Source organism: Planobispora longispora (assembly GCF_016863135.1).
Classification (GTDB): Bacteria; Actinomycetota; Actinomycetes; order Streptosporangiales; family Streptosporangiaceae; genus Planobispora; species Planobispora longispora.
Genome location: NZ_BOOH01000052.1, coordinates 89758 through 109803, shown reverse-complemented (window position 1 = coordinate 109803; position 20046 = coordinate 89758). Strand labels below are relative to the sequence as shown.

Here is a 20046-nt window from a genome sequence, read left to right as displayed (position 1 = left end):
CGCGGCGGAAGGAGTTGGATGGGCACCGGACCGGCGTGTTGCGCCCCCGGCGTCGGCCGGGACCGCGAAGGGACCCGCTGCGCCGTCCCCCTGACGGGCCCCGGCATCGACCCTCCGGCGGGCGTCGCGGCTTCCGCCTCCCCGCCGGACGCCCTCCCCGGATCCCCCGGACACGCCCCGCCCGCGCACGAGGACGTCGCGCTGCCCGGCGGCGTGTTCGCGATGGGCGACGCGTTCGGCGAGGGCTACCCGGCCGACGGCGAGGCGCCGGTGCACGCCGTACGGCTCGCCCCCTTCCGGATCGACGCGACCGCGGTGACCGTCCGACGGTTCGCGGCGTTCGTCGCGGCGACCGGCTACCGCACCGAGGCGGAGATCCACGGCTCGTCGGCGGTCTTCCACCAGGCGCTCGCCGCCGAGCGCGCCGACGTCCTCGGCGCGGTGGCGGGCGCCCCCTGGTGGCTGATGGTGCGGGGCGCCGACTGGCGTCGTCCGTACGGGCCGCTGTCGGACGCGGCCGAGCTGCGGGACCACCCGGTGGTTCACGTGTCCTGGAACGACGCCCTGGCCTACTGCGCCTGGGCGGGGCGGCGGCTGCCGACCGAGGCCGAGTGGGAGTACGCCGCGCGGGGCGGTCTGGAGGGCCGCCGGTTCGCCTGGGGGGACGAGCCGGTCCCCGACGGCCGCTGGATGTGCAACATATGGCAGGGGCGCTTCCCCCGGCGCAACACCGGGGAGGACGGGTGGCTCGCCACCGCCCCGGTGCGCTCCTACCCCGCCAACGGCTTCGGCCTGCACGAGGTCGCGGGCAACGTCTGGGAGTGGTGCGCCGACTGGTTCTCCCCCTGCTACTACGCGAGCTCGCCGGAGCACGACCCCCGGGGCCCCGAGACGGGCGAGCGGCGCGTCATGCGCGGCGGCTCCTACCTGTGCCACCGCTCCTACTGCTACCGCTACCGGGTCGCCGCCCGCTCGTCGAACACCCCCGAGTCGAGCAGCGGCAACTGCGGCTTCCGCACGGTGGCGGCAGACTGACCGGGATCACGAACCCGGCAGGTTGACGGGGACCGCGAACCCGGCGGACTGACCCGGACTGCGAACCCGGCGGATTGACCGGGACCGCGGCGCCCGAAGGGCCGGCCCGCCGTCCGCCCGGCAGCCGGAGGGCAGGCGGCGGGCGGCGGGCGGCGGGCGGCGGGCGGCGGGCGGCGGGGAGACCGTGCCGGAGGTTTCACGGTCTCCCCGCCCGATCCGGAGCCCTCAGGAGGACAGCTCGGCGAGCATCTGCCGGATCTGCTCCGAGCGGGACCGCTCGATCCGCCGGGCCAGCTCCACCGCCTGCGGATTCCTGCCGGTCTTCAGCTCGGTGCGGGCCATCTCCACCGCGTTGTGCTGGTGGGCGATCAGCACGTTGAGGAAGCGCGCGTCGAAGGCGGCCCCGCGCAGCCCCGCCAGCGCCTCGGCCTCCTCCGCCGGGGTGACGTGCAGGCCGCCGTGCGCGTCGTGGGCGTGCGGCTCCGCCTCCAGCGGCTGTCTCCAGGCCCGCAGCCAGTCCGTCATGGTCCGGGCCTCGTCGCCCTGGGTGGCCGCGATCGCCGCGGCCAGCGTGCGCACCGGCTCGCGCGCCGAGCGGGCCTTCGCCAGAGCGGCCAGCTCCGCGCCCTGGCGGTGGTGCGGGATCATCATCTGCAGGAACATCACGTCGGCGGCGTTGAAGACCCCGGCCGGGGTGTCGCTCTCCGCGGGCCGGGTCGCGGCATCCGCCTCCGTTCCATCGTCTGTCGCGGGCGCCGTACCACCGGCCACCGGAGTCGTGACACCGGGCGCCGGGGCCGCGCCATCGGGCGCCGGTCCGGCGTGGTGGTGCGAGGCGGCGTCAGCACCGCAGGCAGAGGCCGCCAGCACGCTCGCGGCGGCGATGCCCAGGGCCAGGCAGCCCCTGGACATCCGGCTCAGAGGCATCCGACTCAGGGGCGTCCGGCTCAAGGGCGTCCGGTTCGCGAGGATCCGGCTCATAGGTGTCTCATGGGCGTCGCGGCGGTGAGGCGCCCGCCCCGGAGAGGTCACGCCGGGACGGGCGCCTCACCGCCTTCCTCCCTTCCGCGTCAGAGCCGCTGCCAGAGCGCCGGGACGTTCGGCGGCTCCCAGCCGGCCATGGACGTGTGCGCCTGCAGGCAGCGGTAGCTCGCGCCCGCGTAGGTGACCTGCGCGCCCACCGCGTACGCGGTCCCCGCCCTCCAGGTCCCGGAGGGGGCCGTCGAGGTCGGGGTGGGGGTGGGCGTCCTGGTCGGGGTCACCGTCGGGGTGGGGGTGGGGTTCGGGTTGCCGCCGCCGATCTGCAGGTCGACGCAGGAGTAGAAGGCCATCGCGGTGTCGGCGATGTTCCAGATGGCCAGGACCTTCTGCCGCCCGCTGTAGCCGGCGAGGCTCACGTTGTGCGACACCGTCGCGCCGGGTTGCCTGCCGTTGTCGTTGAAGAGCGCGATGCGGGTGTTGCCGATGTAGTACTCCCAGGTGCTGGTCGCGTGCCGGGCGGTGAGCACCCAGTTGAACGTGACGCTGGTGCCGACCGAGGTCGCGGGCCAGGGCTTGCTCTCATCGCTCAGCTGGGCGAACCGGGCGACGCCGCCGTGGCAGCTGCGCTGCCCCTTGGGGCCTTCCACGCTCTGGGGCTCGTAGATGATGTCACCGCAGTTGGGGACCTTGCCCTGGGCGCAGAACGCCTGACGGCTCGGCGGCGAGGAGATGTATCCGTGGGCCGAGGCCGGTGTGGCGGTGAGCACCGTGGCCCCGAGGGTCATCAACGCCACCGCGATGAGCATGATCGTTTTTCGCACGTCCTACTCCTTTGCTGGGGGGTTGATAGAAATGTAAAAGAAAGTTTCCTAACGGTAAATGGTGACATGACTTTTCTGCGGCGTCTTGTCAAGAAGGAGGGCTCAGGGCGCCGCGGCCGGAATCGCCGTGGAACGGGACACCCTCCCCGCCAGCGGACCGACCGCCGATCGCCGTGGAACGGGACACCCCTACTCGCCGCGGACCGACCGCCAGATGCGCTCGGGGAGCAGCCGGGCCGCCGCCTCCAGGTCCACGCCGGGATCCGCGCCGGAGCCGGCTCCCCGTCCCGTTCCGCGGTGCGCGCTCTCCGCGGGGCCGGTGGCGAGCCAGCGGCGGGTCGTCTCCGCCAGGGGTCCGACGACGAGCATCTCCAGGAGCGGGCCGGGGAGGTCGACGATGCGCCCGGCGGCGATGTGCGGCCCCAGCCAGGCGGCGATCCTGCGCATCGCGGGCTCTTTGGCCCGCGCGATGCGCCCCGCGTGGGCGGGGAGGAACGCCGCGTAGGCCGAGGCGTGGATGAAGTGCGCCGCCGCGCGGCGGTCGCGGGCGAATCCCAGGTACGCCTCCGAGAAGGCCCGGATGCCCTCGCGCGCCGATCCGGCCGCCTCGACCGCGGTGGCGACCGCGTCCAGCAGGTCGGCCATGCAGCGGATGTAGAGCGCCGCGGCGAGCCCGTCGAGGCTGCCGAAGTGGTGGTAGAGGCTGCCGCTGCTGACGCCGGTCCTGGCGATCAGCGCGGTCATCGTGAGCCCGTCGGGGTCCTCCGCGTAGAGGTCGAGCGCCGCCGCGAGGACGCGGTCGACGGTCATCTCGCCCCGCTGGTGTTTCGGTGACATCACAGCCGTTCGGAGATCAGCAGTCGTCAGGCGATGGTACGGCCGTTCAGCGACGGGCGGGCGGCGGCGTCCGCTCCAGACCCGCGAGTTCCAGCGCCTGCTCCCAGAGCCGCCCCGCGAGCTCCGCGTCGGCGGCGACCGGGGCCGGCGCCTCCTCCTGTTCCAGGTTGAAGTAGAGTCCCGTCCGCCCGGCGAGCTCCTCGGCCAGGGCCAGCCTGACCACGGGCCCGGCCCCGGCCTCCGGGCTCTTCCACAGCAGCTTCACGGCCTTGAGCAGGTAGCCCACGGGCCCGCCCCGATCCCCCAGGCCGGTGCGGATCACCCCGGGGTGCACGGCGTTGACGGTCACTCCGGCGTCCCGCCAGCGCTCGGCGAACCGCGGCAGGAGCAGCAGGTTGCACAGCTTGGTGTCGGCGTAGGTCCGTACGGGGTGGAAGTCCAGTCCGGTGGGGGTGCGCTCGGGATCGGCCTGTCCTTTGACGTACAGCCCGGCGCCGACCTGCACGACCCTGGCCCCCGAGGCGGCCAGCAACGGCTCCAGCTCGTGGTTGAGCAGGAACGGCGCCAGGTGGTTGACGGCGAAGGCCTCCTCCAGCCCGTCCTCGGTCAGCACGCGGCGGCTCGGCCACAGACCGGCGTTGTGGATCAGCACGTCGAGGCGGGGGCACAACTCGCGGATCGCCTCGGCGGTGGCGCGCACCGCCCGGACACTGGAGAGGCCTCCCACGACGAGGCGCGGGCCCGCCGTGCCGGGGGCGGTCAGGGCGGCCCGCGCGGCCTCGCCCCGACCCCTGTCCCGGCTGACCAGCACCACGTCACAGCCGTGGCGCAGCAGTTCCGCCGCGACGGCGTATCCGATGCCCCGGTTGCCGCCCGTCACCACGATCGTCGGAGGGGAGCCGGGCCGGTCTGCGCGTGTTGATTCCATGCGGGGAGTGTAGGGAAGACTAGAGAGGTTCTCTAGAGCGTCTCTCTATTTTTTGACGCCGGCCGGCTCGGCGGCCCGCCGCCCCCGGCCGCGGTATCGGCCGGGGGCGGTGCCGTACCGGCGCTTGAACGCGTTGGCGAAGGCGAACGAGGAGGTGTAGCCGACCCTGCCGGCGATGACGTTCAGCGGCGCGTCGCTCTGCCGCAGGAGCCGCGCGGCGGCGGTCAGGCGCCACCAGGTGAGGTAGGTCAGCGGCGGCTGGCCGAGGAGGGCGGTGAAACGGCGGGCGAACGGGGCGCGTGACAGGCCGGCCTCGGCGGCGAGGGCGGCGACGGTCCACGGCCGCGCGGGATCGTCGTGCATGGCCTGCAGCGCCGCGGCGACGGCGGGGTCGTTGAGCGCCGCGGCCCAGCCGGTGGCGCGGGGCGCGGGCCGCCGGTCGAACCAGCTCCGCAGGATGTACAGCAGGAGCGTGTCGAGCAGCGCCGGGATGAGCGCGTCGGCGCCGGGGCGGGGCTGCGCCAGCTCGGCGGCGAGCAGGTCGACGGTGGCCCGGAGCTCGGGACGCCGCCCGAGGTGCGCGGGTATGTGAACCAGTTCCGGCAGGTCGTGCAGGAGCGGGTGGACGAGGGCGGGGTCGAGCTCGTAGGCGCCGCAGAGGACCACGGCGGCCGGACCGCCGTCGCCGGAGGGCGCGCCGACGGTGTCGACGGCGTACCGCCGCAGGGCGGCCGGTTCGTTCGGGTGGCACGCGGGCGCGACGGGCCGGGTGGAGGGGTCGTCGGCCAGGGTGTGGCCCCGGCCGTGCGGCCGGAACACGACGTCCCCGGCGGACAGGGGCAGCGGGTCGGCGCCGGGCTGCATGAGCCAGCACGATCCCCGCAGGATCACGTGGAAGCCCACGGCGCCGGGCACGGGCGCGAACCGCTGCGCCCAGGGGGCGTGCCAGGTGACCTGCGCCGATCGCGGCCGGCCGGTGCGCATGATCGCGAGCACGTCGCTCAGCACGTCCATGCCGCGATCATAATGCGCCGGAGACGATGACGTATACAACAGGGACTTCTAAGCATTTATCGTCTTCCTGTGTGATCGTAGGTTGGGGGACATGAAAGCCATGCGAATCCACCGGTACGGCGACGCCTCGGTCATCCGGCAGGACGACGTTCCCCGTCCGGCGCCGGGTGACGGCCAGGTGCTCGTCCGCGTCGCCGCGACGTCGTTCAATCCGTCCGAGATCGGGATGCGCCGGGGCTGGCTGCGCTCGGTCTTCCCGCTGGACCTGCCGTACACGCTCGGCGGCGACGTCGCCGGGGTCGTCGCCGAGGTCGGCGCGGGCGTGTCCGCGTTCGCCGCCGGAGACCGGGTCGTCGGCCGGCTCGACGGCGGCGCGGCGGCCGAGTACGTGACCGCCGCGGCCGACCTCCTGGTCGCGGCGCCCGCCACCATTCCGCTGGCCCATGCCGCGGCCCTGCCGATCGCCGGGGTCACCGCGTGGCAGGCGGTGTTCGAGCACGCGGACGTCGGGCCGGGGCAGCGGGTGCTGGTCAACGGCTCGGGCACCGTCGGCAGGTTCGCCATCCAGCTCCTCGGGCGCCTCGGGGCGCACGTCATCGCCACCGCCGGCCCGCGCGGCGCCGAGACGGTCCGGCGGCTCGGCGCCGACCGGATCGTCGACTACACCGCCGCCCCCCTCGCCGACGCGCTGGACGAGCCGGTCGACGTGCTGTTCAACTTCGCCGCGGTCACCCCCTCGCAGGCCGCGGAGCTGGTGCCGCTGATCCGGCCGGGAGGCGTGCTGGTGTCCGCCACCGTCGAGGTGGAACAGCTGGCGGGACCGCACCTCACAGCGGTGCGCTTCGTCGTCCGGAACGACACCGGCCACCTCGCCGCGCTGGTGAAGCTGGTCGACGCCGGCGCGGTGCGGGTCGACGTCGCCGAGTCGCGCCCGCTCGCCGAACTTCCCTCGGTGCACCGCGACGCCGAGACCGGGCGGCTCCCCGGCAAGACGCTCCTCATTCCCTGAAGGGTCCCGGCCCGGACCGGGGCGGTCATCTGCGGCGGCCCGTCCGGGGCGGGCTCGGCCGCTCCGGCGGGAGCTCCTCCACCGAGGTCTTACGGATGTGGTCGTAGACCAGGGAGGTGCGGACGTCGGCGATGGTGCGGTGCCGGGCGACGTGGTCGAGGACGAAGTCGCGCAGGTGGCCGGTGTCCCGCACGGCCACCTGGATGATGAAGTCGTCGCCGCCGGACACCACGAAGACCGCGAGGGTCTCGGGCAGCGCGGTGACGTAGTCGCGGAACGCCTCCACCGACTCGCGGATCTTCGGGTGGAGCCGGACGTGGATGAGCGCCTGGACCGGGCGGCCCATGGCGGCGAGGTTGACCTCGGCGTGGAAGCCCTCGATCACTCCCCTGTTCCGCAGGGAGCGCACCCGCTCCAGACAGGTGGACGCGGCCACGCCGATGCGCTCGGCCAGCTCCCGGTTGGTCTGGCGGCCGTCGCGCTGCAGCTCGGCCAGGATGGCCGCATCAACTTCGTCCATGGACGCATGGTGCCATGACATTCCGAATTTTCTTCGGAATCCGACATCTCACGTTGAGACTTCATCGGCGAAGGTGCGATGTTCCTTCCTGAAATTCGGAGGAAGGGGATGCAGATGACCGTTCTGGAGAGCTGGACGGCCGACTTCGGCTACCGTCCCGACCTGCCCACCCGGGAGCTGCCGGTGAAGTGGGCGATCCTGGTCGACCGGGACCTGCCGCGCGGGCTCCAGGCCAACGCCGTGGCCTGCCTGGCCGCGTCCGTCGGCAACGCCGTGCCGGCGATCCTGGGCGCGGGCGGCGCCGACGCCTCGGGCCGCGCGCATCCGGGGCTGCCCTGGACCGGCTGCGCGGTGCTGGCCGCCCCGGCCGCCGTCGTCCGCCGGGTCGCGGCGGAGGCGGCGGCCGTACCGGACCTGCTGGTCACGGACATGGCCACGATCGCCCAGCGGACCAATGTCTACCGCGACTACCTGGACGAGCTCGCCCGCACCCGGAGCGAGGACCTGGCCTACCACGCCGTGAGCCTGTTCGGTTCCCGCCCGGACGTGGAACGCCTCACCGGCAGGCTCCCCCTGCTGCGCTGAGCCGCCCGGTCACGATCCGGGCGGCTCGTCCGGGACGGTGGTGTAGAAGGCCGTGACGCGCTCCCCGGCCGCCCGCGCGGCGGCCTCGTCGGCGCCCGCGGCGATGTTCGCCTCGCACCACCGCCGGCTGCTGAGCGCCGCGAACCGCCTGCCCTCCTCGGAGAGGCTCCAGGCCTCGGCCTCCTGCGGGGTCACCCTGCTCTCGGAGGCGGACAGGTAGCCGTCGAGTCCCAGGATCATCAGGTCCCAGCCGACGCCGACCGCGCCGGGGCCGAACTCGGCCCACCGCGTGTCGTCGACGTGGGCGATGTGCTCCAGGACCAGGAGCGTCCCGCCCTCGGAGCCGGGGGTCAGCAGGACCTCGATCCAGCTGACCTCGTCTCCGTACTCCCAGGTGGCGGAGAAGCCCGTGGGCGGGTCGCAGCGCTCGATCTTCCCGCCGGCGTTGCCTTCGATCTGGTACCGGCCGCCGAGCCGGAGCTCGCCCGAGACGGGCAGGAACCACCGGGGGATGCGCTCGGGGTTGGTGCAGGCGTCCCAGACATCGTCGACGGGGGCGTCGTAGGTCCGGCTGATCGTCACGGTGCGCGCCTCCCCCGCCTCCAGCACGCGCGTGCCGACCTTCCGCCGGGCGGCGTTGATCTGGTGGGTGACGTCGATCATGAACTCTTCCCCTTCCGGGCGGGGTCCTCATCGGAGTCGCGGAGGCGGCGTTCGCGCCTGCCCCTGGCCAGTTCCGTCTCCAGCGCGTCCAGATGGGGGGTCCAGAAGCGCCGGAAACGATCGAGCCACACGTCGACCTCGCGCAACGGGTCGGAGTTCACCGCGTAGAGGCGCCGGGTGCCCTCAGCCCGCACCGTCGCGAAGCCGCTCTCCCGCAGCACCTTGAGATGCTGCGAGACGGCGGGCTGCGAGATGCCGAACTCCCGCTGGACGGTCCCGCACACCTCACCCGAGGTCATCTCGCCGTCGGCGAGCAGCTCGAGGATCCTGCGGCGCACCGGGTCCCCGAGCACGTTGAACGCGTGCACGCCATCAAAATAATAACAGCGACTTATATAAGTCAACTTCTATGTAGGGGCCGGAAGGCCCCGCCCGCCGACACGGACCCCGGCTTCCGTGTCGGGATCGCCGCCCCGGATCGGATCCGGGGCGGCCGCGCCTCACCTGCCGGGGCGGCCGGTCGCCTCCCCGGGGAGGTAGCCGCCGTCCCCTTCCGACGTCCGGCCGGACCCGCCGTCCGGGTCGTCCTCGTCGGAGTCGACCCAGTCCAGGTCGGCTCCCACATGTCCCTCCCTGGGCGGGGCGGTGCGACCGGGGCGAGGCCCGTCGTCGTCCGGGCCGTCCTCCACCGGACCCTTCGCCCGGCGGGCGGCGTCCTGCGGGGTGCCGCGAGGACCGTCCGTCCCCGGAGGCATGGGATGCGGGCTGGGGCCGGCGATCGTCTCGATGTGACCCTCTATCTCGTCCGTCCGCGCCCCGACCGCCTTCTCGTCCGACCCCGCCGTCGCCGGCGACTCGTCGTCCCGGCCGGTGACGTATCCCATGGGCTCGGACCAGCCGCTCTTGGGTTCGGCGTCGTCGTACGGACGTCCGCCCGGCTTGGCGTTGGAGCCGCGGATCGACGCGGGGCCGACGTCCCCGCCCATGTTGTGCAGCTCGGGGTCGAAGGTGGTGCCCTTGTACTCCTCCCTCGCCTTCTCCCGCTCCCTGTCCTCCTCGGTCCGAGGAGCCGTCCCGTGCGGTGCTCGCTTGTTCATGACCATTCCTACCTGCGGCTTTTCCCTGTCACCCCCCTCGATGCCCAACTGATCGCGGACATAACGGGACACCAGCCCGCGGCCCCGGCCCGGAACGACGATGCGGGCCGGGAGCGGGGCTGGAGTCGGGGCCGGGGCGGGTCAGTCGGCGTTCTTCCACTGCGCGAGCAGCTTGTCGTAGTCGAGCGTCTCCGGCTTGCCCCGCTCGTCGGCGAGCTTCGGCACCGGGGCGCCCGGCTGGTCCAGCCAGTGCTGGGGGTTCTGCTCGGGGTTCAGCTTGGGCGCGCAGGCGCCGCCGTACCCGCGGCGCTCCAGCCGGGACAGGATGTCGTCCTGCTGCTTGGCGAGGTTGTCCATCGACTGCTGGGGCGTCGTCTCCCCGGTCACCGCGGTGGCGACGTTCTGCCACCACAGCTGGGCCAGTCTCGGGTAGTCGGGCACGTTGGTCCCGGTCGGGGTCCACTGCACGCGGGCGGGCGAGCGGTAGAACTCGATCAGCCCGCCGTACTTGGCGGCGTTCTCCGAGAAGTAGTCGCTCTTGACGTCGGTGTCCCGGATGAAGGTCAGCCCGACGATGGACTTCTTCAGCGAGACCGTCTTGGAGGTGACGAACTGGGCGTACAGCCACGCCGCGGCCCGGCGCTCCTTGGGGGTGTTCTTCAGCAGGGTCCACGAGCCGGCGTCCTGGTAGCCCAGCTTGTTCCCGTCCTTCCAGTACGCGCCGTGCGGGCTGGGCGCCATGCGCCACTTGGGCGTTCCGTCCTCGTTGACGACCGGCAGCCCCGGCTTGGTCATGTCGGCGGTGAAGGCGGTATACCAGAAGATCTGCTGCGCGATGTTGCCCTGCGCCGGGACCGGACCGGCCTCGCTGAAGTTCATCCCGGCCGCCTCCTTCGGCGCGAACCGCTTCAGCCAGTCCACGTACTTGGTCAGGGCGTACACCGACGCCGGGCCGTTGGTGTCGCCGCCGCGGCTCACCGACGAGCCGACCGGGCGGCAGTCCTCCACCCGGATGCCCCAGTCGTCCACCGGCAGCCCGTTGGGGATGCCCGGATCGCCGTTGCCGGCCATGGACAACCAGGCGTCGGTGAAGCGCCAGCCCAGGGACGGGTCCTTGCGCCCGTAGTCCATGTGGCCGTAGACCTTCTTGCCGTCGACGGTGCCGTCGCCGTTCACCTTGTTGGTGAAGAAGTCGGCGATGTCCTCGTAGGCGGCCCAGTTGACCGGGACGCCCAGGTCGTACCCGTAGGCGTCCTTGAACTGCTTCTTGATCTTCTCGTCGGTGAACCAGTCGTAGCGGAACCAGTAGAGGTTCGCGAACTGCTGGTCGGGGAGCTGGTAGATCTTCTTGTCCGGCCCGGTCGTGAAGCTGATGCCGATGAAGTCCTCGATGTCGAGTGTGGGCGAGGTGACCGCCTTGCCCTCACCGGCCATGTAGTCCGAGAGCGGCAGCACGTAGGCGCCGCGGGAGTGGGTGCCGATGAGGTCGGAGTCGTTGACGTAGGCGTCGTAGATGTTCTGGTCGCCCTGGATCTGGGTCTGGAGCTTCTCGATGACGTCGCCCTCCTGGATCAGGTCGTGCTTGAGCCTGATCCCGGTGATCTCGGTGAACGCCTTGGCGAGCTGCTGCGACTCGTACTCGTGCGTGGTGATGGTCTCGGAGACCACGTTGATCTCCATGCCGCGGTACGGCGCCGCGGCCTTGGTGAACCAGTCCATCTCCGCGAGCTGCTGGTCGCGTGAGAGCGTGCTCGGGGTGAATTCCCGGGTGACCCAGCGCTGCGCCGCCGCCTTGGCGTTCGCCTCGTCGAACTCGCCCGCGGGTCTTCCTCCCTCGTCATCCTGGGCGCACGCCGCCGCGGCCATCAGCCCGAGAACGGACAGGACGACGACCGCCCGCCTCCTGAGTGTTCTCTTGAGTGTTAACGACATCGTCTGACTCCTCTCAGGCCAGCGTTTCTCAGGCCGGCGTCGCCTCTCGGGTCATCCCCATCTGCCGATCACCAGGAGGACCAGCAGCGCGCACGCCAGCGCCAGCCACATCGACAGGTCGGTGACGGCGATCCACACGGTCAGCACGACCGCCGCGCTGATCAGGCCGATGTACAGCCGGTCGCCCCGGTCGGTCTCGATCCGCAGGAAGCCGCGCCGCGCCACCGGCGGCGAGATCCTGGCCCACACCGTCATCCCGGCCAGCAGCAGGGCCAGCCCGGCGAACACCAGGGCCGTGGGAGGGGTCCACACCATCCACTCGATCATGGTCAGACCCTCCCGAGGGCGAACCCTTTGGCGATGTAGTTGCGGACGAACCAGATGACGACCGCTCCCGGGATGATCGTCAGCACGCCCGCCGCCGCGAGCAGCCCCCAGTCGACCCCGGCCGCGCTGACCGTCCGCGTCATGGTGGCGGCGATCGGCTTGGCGTTGACCGAGGTGATCGTCCTGGCGATGAGCAGCTCGACCCAGCTGAACATGAAGCAGAAGAACGCGGTGACCCCGATCGCGGAACGGATCAGCGGCAGGAAGATGCGGATGAAGAACCGCGGCAGGGAGTATCCGTCGATCGCCGCGGTCTCGTCGATCTCACGCGGGATGCCCGACATGAAGCCCTCGAGGATCCAGACGGCGAGCGGGACGTTGAACAGCATGTGCGCGATGGCGACCCCGAGGTGCGTGTCGAACAGCCCGACGCTCTGGTAGATCTGGAAGAACGGCAGGAGGAACACCGCGGGCGGGGCCATGCGGTTGGTCAGCAGCCAGAAGAACAGGTGCTTGTCCCCTGCGAACCGGAACCGGGAGAAGGCGTAGGCCGCCGGGAGCGCCACGATCAGCGACATGACCGCGTTCATGGACGTGTAGACGATCGAGTTCAGGTAGCTCGAGTACCACACGGAATCGGTGAAGAACGTCTGGTAGTTGTCGAACGTCACCCGCTGCGGGAAGAGCGAGAAGCTGCCGAGGATGTCCTCGTTCGGCCGGATGGACATGCCGAACATCCACAGCAGGGGGAGCATGAGCGTCGCGGCGTACAACCAGAACACCGTGCGCGCCCACGGGAGCTGCCGCCGGGCCTTCGCCGCCACCGCGACCGGTTCCGTCCGCCTGCCTTCTCCGGCCACGGTGCTCACCTCCCCGTCCTGGTGAGCACCGTGAAGAAGACGTACGAGACGATCTGCACGATGAGGAAGTACATCAGGGAGAAGGCCCCCGCCGGTCCCAGGTCGAACTGCCCGACGGCGATCTTCGACAGCAGGATGCTCAGGAAGGACGTGGCGTTCCCGGGACCGCCGCCGGTCACCACGAACGGCTCGGTGTAGATCATGAAGCTGTCCATGAAGCGCAGCAGGATCGCGATCGTCAGCACGCCGCGCAGACGGGGCAGCTGGATGTGGCGGAAGGTCGCCCAGGCGGAGGCCCCGTCGATCTGCGCCGCCTGGAAGTACGGGTCCGGGATCGACCGCAGGCCCGCGTAGGCCAGCAGCGCCACCAGCGGGGTCCAGTGCCAGACGTCCATGAGCAGGACCGTGATCCAGGCGTCGGTGGAGTCCAGGGTGTAGTTGAAGTTGACGCCCAGGACGTTGTTGATCGTCCAGCCGCCCAGCCCGATGTCGCCCCGCGCGAAGATCTGCCAGATGGTGCCCACCACGTTCCACGGGATGAGCAGCGGCAGCGCGACCAGCACCAGGGCCGCCGACACGCCCACCCCGCGTCGCGGCATCGACACCGCCAGCGCCACGCCGAGCGGGATCTCCAGCAGCAGCACCTGGGCCGAGAAGAGCAGGGTCCGCAGGAGGGCGGCGCGGATCTCGGGGTCGCGGGTGACGCTCCGGAACCAGTCCAGCCCCACGAAGATCCGGTCGGTGGGGCTGAAGATGTCCTGCACGGAGAAGTTGACGACCGTCATCAGCGGGATCACCGCGGTGAAGGCGACCGACACCACGACCGGGAGCACCAGGAACCAGGCCCGGTTGTTCCTCGTCCTGGTGTCCGCCCGGGACGCGTCCTGCTCGCCGGGAGCCTCGCGGGCGGCGCCCGCCAGGACGTCGCCGGTGAGGACCTCCCCGGTCACCTGGCCGCCGGCGACGGTCGCGCCCGTCGTGGAGATCTCGTCGGCGCCCCTGCCGGTCACGCTCCCTCCCTCCCTTCGCGGTGTCCCTCACGAGGTTCTTCGCGGTGCGCACGGGGTTCTTCGCGGTGTCCTGCGTGAGGTTCTTCGCGGTGCGCACGGGGTTCTTCGCGGTGTCCTGCGTGAGGTTCTTCGCGCAGCCCCGCTTCCGGCCCTTCTCCGCGTCCTTCTCCGGGCCCTTCTCGCAGCCCTTCGGGCGGCCTTTCGGCAGGCCCGTCGAGCGGCGCGAGCGTCCCGCACCGGACCTCGTCCCGGAACAGGAACGCCCGGCCGGGATCGAACCGGAAGAACACGGCGGCGCCCGGGTCGTGCCGGGAGCCGGGATCGGTCTTGGAGACGAGGGCGTGGCCGTCCGCCCGGGCGTGCACGAGGTGGTAGGACCCCATGCGGTCCACGCCGGTGATCCGTACCCGCAGGCCCGGGGCCGCCCTCGCCCCGGTGTTCCGGTCCGCCGCGTCCCGCCCGTCGGCGATCCGGACGAACTCCGGGCGGACGCCGATCCGCACGGGTCCCGGCGGGAGGTCGCCGTTCTCGCCCGCGGCGCGCCCGACGGCCGTCCCGCCGATCCTGACCACGCCGCCGGCGATCTCGGCGGGCACCACGTTCATCCCGGGCGAGCCGATGAAGTGGCCGACGAACTCGTGGGCGGGCGTCAGGAACAGTTCGGTCGGCTCGCCCGCCTGCACGATCTCCCCGTCCTTGAGGACGACCACCTCGTCGGCGAAGGTCAGGGCCTCGGTCTGGTCGTGGGTGACGTAGATGAGCGTGTGGCCGGTGTCGCGGTGGATCTCCTTGAGCTTGCTGCGCAGCGTCCACTTCAGCGCAGGATCGATCACGGTGAGGGGCTCGTCGAGCAGCACCGCCGCGACGTCGGGGCGGACCAGCCCGCGGCCCACGCAGACGATCTGCTGGCGGCCCGGGTCCAGCCGCCGTGATCTGTGCCCGAGGTGGCCGTCCAGCCCGAGCATGCGGGAGACCGTACGGACCCTCCGATCGACCTCCGCGCGGGGATAGCCGCGGTTGCGCAGCGGGAAGGCGAGGTTGTCGTACACCGACATCTGCTCGTACAGGACCGGGAACTGGAAGACCTGGGCGATGTTGCGGCCCGCGGTCGGCACCGCGGTGACCTCGCGGTCACCGAGCCAGATCCGTCCCGTCGTCGGCGAGATCAGGCCCGAGATGATGTTCAGGAGCGTGGTCTTGCCGCACCCGCTCGGGCCGAGCAGGGCGTAGGCCCGGTCGCTCCGCCAGGTCCACGTCATCGGCTTCAGCGCCCACGTCCGGCCCCCGTCGTAGCTGTGCGACACGCCCTCCAGGCGGATGTCAGCCATGCAGATCGACCTCCGCCGCCGACGCGGCGAGCAGGCTCCCGCCGGCCTCGTCGAAGACGAAGACGTGCGCGGGGTCCACGTAGGCCACCGCCGGCTCCCCCGGAGTGAACAGCTGGGTGCCGGGCAGCTGGGCGACGAGGTGCCGCCGGTCGGGCAGGAGCAGGTGCAGGAACGTCGTGCTCCCCGTCACCTCCGCGAGCCGGATCTCCGCGGGGAACTCCAGCCCGCCGGGGCCGGTCCGCTCGATGGTCACCTGATGGGGGCGGACCCCGAGGACGACGGGGCGGCCGGAGTCCTGCGCCCCGGGCGCCGGGAAGGAGGCCCCGAGGCACTCGATCCGGCCGTCGCGGACGACGCCCGGCAGGAGGTTCAGCGGCGGGTCGCTGAGGGTCGCGGCGACGGCCAGCGTCGGCGGCCGGTCGTACATGTCCGCCACGTCGCCGGCGTGCTGGACCCGGCCCTCGCCCAGGACCACCGTCGGCGCCGCGAAGGTCAGCGCCTCGGCCGGATCGGCGGTGGAGTACAGGACCACGCCCGGCGAGCCCGCGAACATGTCCTTCAGGTCGGCGCGCAGCTGTTCCCGGAGCTTGTAGTCGAGGTTCGCCAGCGGCTCGTCCAGCAGCAGCACGTCGACGGGGCGGGCCAGCGCCCGGGCGATGGCGGTGCGCTGCTGCTGCCCGCCGGAGAGCTCGGCGGGCCTGCGCCCGAGCAGTTCGCCGATGCCCATGAGCCCGGCCACCTCACGCACCCGCCGGTCGATCTCCTTCTTCGGGAAGGAGCGGTCCATGCGCAGCGGGGAGGCGATGTTCTCGTACACCGTCAACGACGGATAGTTGATGAACTGCTGATAGACGAAGGCCACTGATCTTTTCCGCACCGAGACCGGCGTGACGTCTTTCCCGTCGACCAGGACGCGCCCGGACGTCGGCGGGAGCAATCCTGCCGCGACCCTCATCAACGTCGTCTTCCCCGCCGCCAGCGGACCGATGAGGACCGTCATTCCGGCCGGTAATTCGAGGGTGATGTCGTCGAGCCAGATCTCTCCGCGCTGCCGGACGCCAACGCCATCGAGAACCAGCGTCACGGCGCCCGCCTCCCTGCCGGAGCATGATCGGAGGCCGTGCGGTCAGCGTGGGCTCTCCGGCGTGCGGTCATATTTCTCAGCCAATATCCACCTCCATATAACATGATCTGGAAGTGCATGCCTAGATGCCGGATATCGCCACACAAATCCATACCATCACGGCATCACCAGCTTTATTGATCAATAATTGGATTTATTGATCAGAATATGCCACGACCCAAAAGCCGCACGCAGCCGGGCCACATCATGAAGATCCCGCTCACGCCGTTCCGGGAGGCCGACCGGTTTTCCGCCCGGCGGGCATTCCATCGCGCGGGCAGGATGGCCTGGTGGCCACACCACGCGACTACGACGCCGACCCCGAGCGGTTCCGCCTGGCCGCCAGAGTGACCGAGCGATACCTGAGCGGGGGCCGTGGCCAGCACGAGCGGGTCGCCGAGGTGCTCACCGTCGCGGGAGCCGATCTCATCCTCGACATCGGGTGCGGCGAGGGAGCCCTGAGCGCGGCGCTGCCGGCACCCGCCCGGCGGCGCGTGGTCGGGCTGGACGCCTCGGCGACGATGCTGGGCCGCCACCCGCTCCCGGCCGTGCGGGCCGAGGCGACCGCGCTGCCGTTCGCCGCCGGGGTCTTCGACGCGGCCGTGGCGGTGAACGTGCTCCACCACCTCGACGACCCGGTCGCCGCCATCGGCGAGGCCCATCGCGTGCTGGCTCCGGGAGGGGTGTTCGTCACCGCCTCCCCCAGCCGCCTGGACTCCCCCGAGCTGTCCCACCTCTGGCGGCCGGAGCCGTCGAGCTTCGACGCCGAGGACGCGCCCCGGCTGGTGGCGGAGGTCTTCGGCCGGGTCGAGACCGAGTGGTGGGACGCACCGCTGATCGTCTTGCCCGACGAGCGCGCGGTCCGCGACTACCTGATCGCCCGCTGCGTCCCGCCCGAGGTCGCCTCGGCGGCCGTCTCGCGGGTCCGGACGCCGATCACCGTCACGAAGAGAGGCGCGTTCGTGTACGGCTACCGGTGAGCGCGGGCGCGGAGCCCTCCGCGCGGGCGACGCGGTCAGGCATCGAACGCGGCCGGAGATCGAACGCGATCGGGGATCACCCGTGTCCGCTCTCCGCGCGCCGCCGACGAAGCGCCTGCCGTACCTCCATCAAAGCGAACCCGAGCAGGTTCGGCCCCCGCCACAGCTGCGGCCGTCCGGCCCGCTCGTCGTCGGCCGCCAGCCCGATCCCCCAGACGCGGTCCACCGGGCTGGCCTCGACCAGCACCCGCTCCCCGGTGCCCAGCAGGAACTCCTCCAGCTCGGCGTGCTGCCCGAACTTGGCGAGGTTGCCCCGCACCACGATGCCGTACCGGGCGGCCGCCCACGCCTCCTCGTCGAACCCCCGCACCCGCCGTCCGAGGTCCTTGGCCTGCTTGGGATGCCCGGCGGCGACGATCGCCGCGGCGGTCTCCCCGTCGCCGAACAGCCGCGCCTTCCCGGCCATCATGAAGTGCTCGGCGGTGCGGTAGGTCACGCCGTCCACGGCGAAGTCGGCCGGCCACCACTGCGACAGGCACCCGGCCCCGACCCCGCCGGACCGCGGCGGCCGGTGCCCCCAGAACATCAGGAACTTGACCCGTTCGCCCCGCTCCACCGCCGCGACCACGGCCTCCACGTCCCGCGCCCCCATCGTCTCGGCCATTCCGGCCTCCATCCCCGACCGGCCAGCCCGTGGCCGCGACCCGCCGACGATATCCGGCCCGCCCGGCGATCTCGACTCCTTTAGAAGTCGCACCGCGGCCATGGACACGATCGCCGTCAGCGGGGATGCTCATGACAACTCCCGTTCATCGATTGTTCACCGGACAGCCAGACAGCATAATGTCAGGACAAATGGAGAGCCGGTTCCGGTCCTCCGTGAGAGGAGTCGTCATGGTTTCCCTCGACCGAAGATCCTTCCTGGCTACGACCGGTGGCGTGCTCGCCAGCGGGGCGGCGCTCAACACGCTCGGAGCCCACGCCGCCTGGGCCGCGGCGGGCCGCTCGCCGTCCGACCCCGGCGAGGTCGGCTACGGGGAGCTGCGTCGCACGGCGGCCCGCAACACCGGCGAGGAGCTCCTCGCCCTGCCCGCCGGATTCTCCTACGTCGTCCTCGGCAGGACCGGGACGCCGATGGACGACGGCACGCTCACGCCGATCGCCCACGACGGCATGGCCGCCTTCCGCGGCACCCGGCGGCACACCGCCCGGTTGATCCGCAACCACGAGGTCCGCACCCCGCCGGGGTCGCCGGTCGGCCGGGTGCACGTCCCCGGCTCGGCCCGCTACGACGAACTCGGCGTCGCCGGGACGACCACGCTGGAGGTGGACCTGCGCAGCGGCGAGGTGACCCGCCACTTCGTCAGCCTCAACGGCACGATCGTCAACTGCGCCGGCGGCCGGATGCTCGGCGACCGCGGCTGGCTGACCTGCGAGGAGACCACGGCGGGCCCCGCGCAGGGCTGGCAGCGCAAGCACGGCTACATCTTCGAGGTCCCCCTCGACGGCCCCGGGCCGGGCAGTCCCGCGGCCTCGATGCCGCTGACCGCGATGGGGCGCTTCTCCCACGAGGCCGTCGCGGTCGACCCCCGCACCGGCTACGTGTACGAGACCGAGGACGACTCCGGCAAGCCCGACGGCTTCTACCGCTACCGGCCACGGAACCCGTGGAAGCTGTCCGACGGCGGCGTACTGGAGATGCTGAAGATCAGAGGTCAGGACGGCTACGACTGCCGCGAGGGCCAGCGCATGGGCGCCCGCCTGCCGGTGGAGTGGGTGCGCATCGACGACCCGGACCCGGACCTGGAGAACGGCGCCCCGACCTGCACCCAGCAGGGCCTGGCCAAGGGCGGGGCGAAGTTCAACCGCCTGGAGGGCTGCTGGTGGGGCGACGGCAGCGTGTTCTTCAACTCCACCAGCGGCGGCGACGCCAAGAACGGCGACCCGCCCAACGCCGACGGGTTCGTCGAGGGCTACGGCCAAGTCTGGCAGTACATCCCCGGCCGCCGCGACGGCGGGACGCTCGTGCTGGTCTACGAGTCACCCGGGCGCAAGGCCCTGGACTCCCCCGACAACCTGACCTTCACCCCGCGCGGCGGCATCGTGCTGTGCGAGGACGACTCCTCCGACGCCGACGCCGACCCGCACCCCCTGGCCCCCGGGCTGACCAACGTCAACCGCCTGATCGGCCTGGACCCCCGCCGCGGGGAACCGTTCGAGTTCGCGGTCAACATCAGCGACGACAGCGAGTTCGCGGGGGCGTGCTTCAGCCCCGACGGCTCGGTGCTGTTCGTCAACAACCTCGGTTCCACCGCCGCGACCGACCCGCCCGGCCGGACCTACGCCATCCGCGGCCCATGGAGACGCGGGCCGCTGTAAGGGACGGGCCTCCAGGGGAGCGGGCCCGCGGGCCCCGGCGGAGGACGGGACCGGGCCCGGAGGAGAACGGCTGTCCTGGCGGGTCTCCGCCAGGACAGGCTTCCGGCGGAACCAGGGCAGGTTTCCGGCGGAACACGGTGCGATCATGGGTCCATGACGGCATGGCATGAGGTCGAGCAGGCGGAGCCGGAGTTCGCGCGCCGCGTGCGGGCGCTGTTCGACGCCCGCAGACATAAGACGATCGCCACCTTGCGGGCCGACGGGGCGCCGCGGATCTCCGGGATCGAGGCGGTCTTCGAGAACGGCGAACTGGTCTTCGGCTCGATGCCGAACGCGCGCAAGGGCGCGGACCTGCGCCGGGATCCGCGTTTCGCCCTGCACAGCGCCACGGTCGACCCGGTCGAGGGCTCCGAGGCGCAGTGGCCGGGTGAGGCGAAGATCTCCGGCCGGGCGGTCGCCGCCGGATCGACCGCCGGGGGACCGGACGGCGACCGCTTCCACGCCGACATCGCCGAGGTCGTGCACACCCACCTCGACGACAAGGCCACGATGCTCGTCGTCGAGTGGTGGACGCCCGAGCACGGGCTGCGGAGGACCGAGCGCGGGTGACCCGCCGG

Annotated in this window: 22 protein-coding genes; 6 read left to right on the top strand and 16 right to left on the bottom strand. The window is 71.9% G+C overall.

From position 1 onward, the window contains the following. Window positions 1-18: 18 nt before the first annotated feature. The gene (locus tag Plo01_RS31335) at window positions 19-1035 is read left to right on the top strand and encodes a formylglycine-generating enzyme family protein (protein WP_203894341.1); all 1017 of its coding nucleotides are present in this window, start codon (window positions 19-21) and stop codon (window positions 1033-1035) included. Window positions 1036-1260: 225 nt separating this feature from the next. On the opposite strand, the gene Plo01_RS31330 is transcribed toward Plo01_RS31335, so the two are convergent. From Plo01_RS31330 to Plo01_RS31310, 5 genes are all read right to left on the bottom strand, one after another. Beyond that, window positions 1261-1962 (bottom strand): DUF305 domain-containing protein, encoded by a 702-nt coding sequence (locus Plo01_RS31330; protein ID WP_203894340.1) that lies wholly within the window; start codon window positions 1960-1962, stop codon window positions 1261-1263. Window positions 1963-2105: 143 nt separating this feature from the next. Beyond that, on the bottom strand, window positions 2106-2837 hold the full coding sequence (locus Plo01_RS41145; protein ID WP_275415442.1) for a lytic polysaccharide monooxygenase: 732 nt from the start codon (window positions 2835-2837) through the stop codon (window positions 2106-2108). Window positions 2838-3026: 189 nt separating this feature from the next. Continuing rightward, window positions 3027-3647 (bottom strand): TetR/AcrR family transcriptional regulator, encoded by a 621-nt coding sequence (locus Plo01_RS31320; RefSeq protein WP_239317428.1) that lies wholly within the window; start codon window positions 3645-3647, stop codon window positions 3027-3029. Window positions 3648-3720: 73 nt separating this feature from the next. Beyond that, window positions 3721-4602 carry an SDR family NAD(P)-dependent oxidoreductase gene (locus Plo01_RS31315; protein WP_203894338.1) on the bottom strand — a complete coding sequence of 294 codons (882 nt, stop codon included), beginning with the start codon at window positions 4600-4602 and terminating at the stop codon, window positions 3721-3723. A gap of 45 nt (window positions 4603-4647) precedes the next feature. Continuing rightward, a complete protein-coding gene (locus tag Plo01_RS31310) occupies window positions 4648-5616 on the bottom strand; it encodes an AraC family transcriptional regulator (protein WP_203894337.1) in 969 nt (322 codons plus the stop codon). A 91-nt stretch (window positions 5617-5707) separates the two neighbouring features. Between Plo01_RS31310 and Plo01_RS31305 the strand changes: the two genes are divergently transcribed. Beyond that, the gene (locus Plo01_RS31305) at window positions 5708-6625 is read left to right on the top strand and encodes an NADP-dependent oxidoreductase (protein ID WP_203894336.1); all 918 of its coding nucleotides are present in this window, start codon (window positions 5708-5710) and stop codon (window positions 6623-6625) included. A 25-nt stretch (window positions 6626-6650) separates the two neighbouring features. Here the strand turns inward: Plo01_RS31305 and Plo01_RS31300 are convergent, their stop codons facing one another. Beyond that, window positions 6651-7145 (bottom strand): Lrp/AsnC family transcriptional regulator, encoded by a 495-nt coding sequence (locus tag Plo01_RS31300; protein ID WP_203894335.1) that lies wholly within the window; start codon window positions 7143-7145, stop codon window positions 6651-6653. 114 nt (window positions 7146-7259) lie between these two features. Here Plo01_RS31300 and Plo01_RS31295 point away from each other — a divergent pair, with 114 nt between their 5' ends. Next, window positions 7260-7730, top strand: a complete 471-nt coding sequence (locus tag Plo01_RS31295; protein WP_203894334.1) for a DUF2000 domain-containing protein — start codon at window positions 7260-7262, stop codon at window positions 7728-7730. A 9-nt stretch (window positions 7731-7739) separates the two neighbouring features. Here Plo01_RS31295 and Plo01_RS31290 read toward each other — a convergent pair whose 3' ends face one another. The 9 genes from Plo01_RS31290 to Plo01_RS31250 form a co-directional block, all read right to left on the bottom strand. Next, window positions 7740-8393 (bottom strand): SRPBCC family protein, encoded by a 654-nt coding sequence (locus Plo01_RS31290; RefSeq protein ID WP_203894333.1) that lies wholly within the window; start codon window positions 8391-8393, stop codon window positions 7740-7742. Next, window positions 8390-8761, bottom strand: coding sequence for an ArsR/SmtB family transcription factor (locus Plo01_RS31285; RefSeq protein WP_203894332.1), 372 nt, complete (start codon window positions 8759-8761; stop codon window positions 8390-8392). The genes Plo01_RS31290 and Plo01_RS31285 overlap by 4 nt, the downstream gene beginning before the upstream one ends. 132 nt (window positions 8762-8893) lie before the next feature. Next, window positions 8894-9490 carry a hypothetical protein gene (locus Plo01_RS31280; RefSeq protein ID WP_203894331.1) on the bottom strand — a complete coding sequence of 199 codons (597 nt, stop codon included), beginning with the start codon at window positions 9488-9490 and terminating at the stop codon, window positions 8894-8896. 141 nt (window positions 9491-9631) lie between these two features. Then, a complete protein-coding gene (locus Plo01_RS31275) occupies window positions 9632-11422 on the bottom strand; it encodes an ABC transporter substrate-binding protein (protein WP_203894330.1) in 1791 nt (596 codons plus the stop codon). Window positions 11423-11473: 51 nt separating this feature from the next. Continuing rightward, window positions 11474-11749: a DUF2160 domain-containing protein gene (locus tag Plo01_RS31270; RefSeq protein ID WP_203894329.1), complete on the bottom strand. Its 276-nt coding sequence runs from the start codon at window positions 11747-11749 to the stop codon at window positions 11474-11476. A 2-nt stretch (window positions 11750-11751) separates the two neighbouring features. Further along, window positions 11752-12618, bottom strand: coding sequence for a carbohydrate ABC transporter permease (locus Plo01_RS31265; RefSeq protein ID WP_239317426.1), 867 nt, complete (start codon window positions 12616-12618; stop codon window positions 11752-11754). Continuing rightward, window positions 12615-13619, bottom strand: coding sequence for a carbohydrate ABC transporter permease (locus tag Plo01_RS31260; RefSeq protein ID WP_203894328.1), 1005 nt, complete (start codon window positions 13617-13619; stop codon window positions 12615-12617). Before Plo01_RS31260 ends, Plo01_RS31265 begins: the two co-directional genes overlap by 4 nt. Then, entirely contained in the window at window positions 13616-14947 is a 1332-nt protein-coding gene (locus Plo01_RS31255) for an ABC transporter ATP-binding protein (RefSeq protein ID WP_203894327.1), read from the bottom strand. The genes Plo01_RS31260 and Plo01_RS31255 overlap by 4 nt, the downstream gene beginning before the upstream one ends. Then, complete coding sequence (locus tag Plo01_RS31250) at window positions 14940-16031, bottom strand: ABC transporter ATP-binding protein (protein WP_203894326.1); 1092 nt, start codon at window positions 16029-16031, stop codon at window positions 14940-14942. Before Plo01_RS31250 ends, Plo01_RS31255 begins: the two co-directional genes overlap by 8 nt. 329 nt (window positions 16032-16360) lie before the next feature. Here Plo01_RS31250 and Plo01_RS31245 point away from each other — a divergent pair, with 329 nt between their 5' ends. After that, window positions 16361-17050 carry a class I SAM-dependent methyltransferase gene (locus Plo01_RS31245; protein WP_203894325.1) on the top strand — a complete coding sequence of 230 codons (690 nt, stop codon included), beginning with the start codon at window positions 16361-16363 and terminating at the stop codon, window positions 17048-17050. 76 nt (window positions 17051-17126) lie between these two features. On the opposite strand, the gene ybiA is transcribed toward Plo01_RS31245, so the two are convergent. Beyond that, entirely contained in the window at window positions 17127-17702 is a 576-nt protein-coding gene (gene ybiA, locus Plo01_RS31240; RefSeq protein ID WP_239317443.1) for a riboflavin biosynthesis intermediates N-glycosidase, read from the bottom strand. A 242-nt stretch (window positions 17703-17944) separates the two neighbouring features. Between ybiA and Plo01_RS31235 the strand changes: the two genes are divergently transcribed. Further along, window positions 17945-19429 carry a PhoX family protein gene (locus tag Plo01_RS31235; RefSeq protein ID WP_203894323.1) on the top strand — a complete coding sequence of 495 codons (1485 nt, stop codon included), beginning with the start codon at window positions 17945-17947 and terminating at the stop codon, window positions 19427-19429. 153 nt (window positions 19430-19582) lie between these two features. Then, window positions 19583-20038 carry a pyridoxamine 5'-phosphate oxidase family protein gene (locus Plo01_RS31230; protein ID WP_203894322.1) on the top strand — a complete coding sequence of 152 codons (456 nt, stop codon included), beginning with the start codon at window positions 19583-19585 and terminating at the stop codon, window positions 20036-20038. Window positions 20039-20046: the final 8 nt, after the last annotated feature.